The organism is Chromobacterium vaccinii, from assembly GCF_000971335.1.
GTDB lineage: Bacteria > Pseudomonadota > Gammaproteobacteria > Burkholderiales > Chromobacteriaceae > Chromobacterium > Chromobacterium vaccinii.
Map to the genome: position 1 here is coordinate 1 of NZ_JZJL01000116.1, position 2,032 is coordinate 2,032.

Here is a 2,032-nt window from a genome sequence, read left to right on the forward strand (position 1 = left end):
GGCCGGCCTGGCGGGCGTCGTCCTGTTCCATGCCGCGCTGATCTACGCGCTGGTGACAGGCCTGGCCCAGGGGGTGGTCAAGGTGATCCAGCAGAAAGTGGAAGTGTCGGTGATCAGCGAACCGCCGCCGCCCCCTCCGCCGCCGCCGCCGAAGATCGAGAAAGTGGTGCAGCAGCCGGCGACGCCGAAGCCGCAGGCCTACGTGCCGCCGGTGGTGAATCCGCCGCCGGTCACGCAATCGGCCAACGCCATCCAGGCGGTGACCTCCGATCCGAAGCCGCAACCGGCGCCGACGCCGGCTCCGGCGGTGGAAGCGCCGAAAGGCCCGGTCTCGGCCAAGGCCAATTGCAGCCACCTGGAAGCGCCGGAGTATCCGTCCAAGGCCCAGGAAGACGAAATCCAGGGCGTGGTGTCGGTGGTGTTCAGCGTGGGCGCCGGCGGCAAGTTCGGCGGCGAGGCCAGCTTCAACTTCAGCGGCGACATTCCGCCGCGTTACCGCAGCAGCTTCAAGTCGGCGATCACCACCGCATTGCAGGGTTACACCTGCCAGGCCAATTCCCAGCTGAAGCAGGAATTCGGCTTCAAACTCGACTCTGGCGCCTAAGTCGCCCAGGGCATCTCAAGACACAAAGGAGCAAATACCATGATCAAGAACACTCGCGCACTGCTGGGCAAAGTCCTGGGCGCCGCCGGCCTGCTGACCGCGCTGCCGGCGCTGGCGGCGGAGACCGTCAGCACCTCCAATCCGTACGGCATCGACGCGCTGTGGTCGCAAGGCGACTTCGTGGCCAAGGGCACGCTGATCATTCTGCTGATCATGTCGGCCTCCACCTGGTACGTCGGCATCGTCAAGCTGCTGGAACAACGCCGCCTGATCAAGCAGGGGCATGAACTGCTGGGCCACCACGGCGTGGACCTGCAAAAAGCCGCCACCGAACTGGCGGACGAAGGCATGTACAGCGCGGTGGCGCAAGCCGGCATCGAAGCGGCCGCCGAGCACAAGGGCGAACTGGCCAACCGCGTGGATCTGAACACCTGGGTGGCGATGGCGATTTCGGACGCGGTGGACTCCACCAGCCATCATATGCAAAACGGCCTGTCGGTGATCGCCACCGTCGGCTCCACCGCGCCGTTCGTCGGCCTGTTCGGCACCGTATGGGGCATCTACCACGCGCTGGTGAAGATCGGCACCTCGGGCCAGGCCTCCATCGACAAGGTGGCCGGTCCGGTGGGCGAAGCGCTGATCATGACCGCCATCGGTCTGGCGGTGGCGGTGCCGGCGGTGCTGGGATACAACTGGCTGGTGCGCCGCAACAAGCTGGTGCTGGACAACGTGCGGGTGGTGTCGGGCCGTCTGCACGCCAGCCTGCTGAACACCCCGAGCCGGTAATCGAAGATGGCCCGTTACAAACGATTTGGCCACGGCAAGGGCGACGAGGACCAGGTGCTGTCGGCGATCAACACCACGCCGCTGGTGGACGTGATGCTGGTGCTGCTGATCATCTTCCTGATCACGGTGCCGGTGGTGACGCAGACAGTGAAGATGACGCTGCCGAAAGAGCAGAACATCCCGACGCAGACCAAGCCGGAGAACGTGGTGCTGGGGGTGGGGCCGGACAGCCGCATCTACTGGAACATGTCGCCGGTGAAGGACCAGCAGGAATTGTTGGCGCGGCTGGTGAAGGAAGCGAAGAAAGACCCGCAGCCGGAAGTGCACATCCGGGGCGACGCGACGGCGAAGTACGCGCCGATCGGCCGCATCGTGCTGGCGGTGCAGCAGGCGGGGATCGTGAAGATCGCGTTCATCACGGAGCCGCCGGCGCCCGGCGGCGGCGAGTAGGAGAAGAGACATGGCGATGAATGTGGGTTCGTCGGGAGAAGACGACCTGATGATGGAAATCAACACCACGCCGTTGATCGACGTGATGTTGGTGATGCTGATCATGCTGATCATCACGATACCGATCCAGACGCACGCGGTGAAGCTGGACATGCCGCAGAACACGCCGGCGAAGCCGTTGGCGAAGCCGGT

The 2,032-nt window shown here is 64.9% G+C and carries 4 protein-coding genes; all 4 read left to right on the forward strand.

Translation table 11 applies throughout. The features are described from left to right. On the forward strand, nucleotides 1-604 hold a 604-nt coding region (locus tag VL52_RS22815), incomplete at its 5' end, for a hypothetical protein (RefSeq protein ID WP_046159194.1). A 39-nt stretch (nucleotides 605-643) separates the two neighbouring features. Then, the gene (locus tag VL52_RS22820) at nucleotides 644-1,390 is read left to right on the forward strand and encodes a MotA/TolQ/ExbB proton channel family protein (protein WP_052717726.1); all 747 of its coding nucleotides are present in this window, start codon (nucleotides 644-646) and stop codon (nucleotides 1,388-1,390) included. Nucleotides 1,391-1,396: 6 nt separating this feature from the next. Continuing rightward, nucleotides 1,397-1,840, forward strand: coding sequence for an ExbD/TolR family protein (locus tag VL52_RS22825; protein WP_046159195.1), 444 nt, complete (start codon nucleotides 1,397-1,399; stop codon nucleotides 1,838-1,840). A gap of 10 nt (nucleotides 1,841-1,850) precedes the next feature. Next, nucleotides 1,851-2,032: ExbD/TolR family protein (locus VL52_RS22830; protein WP_046159196.1), on the forward strand; the 182-nt coding region annotated here is incomplete at its 3' end.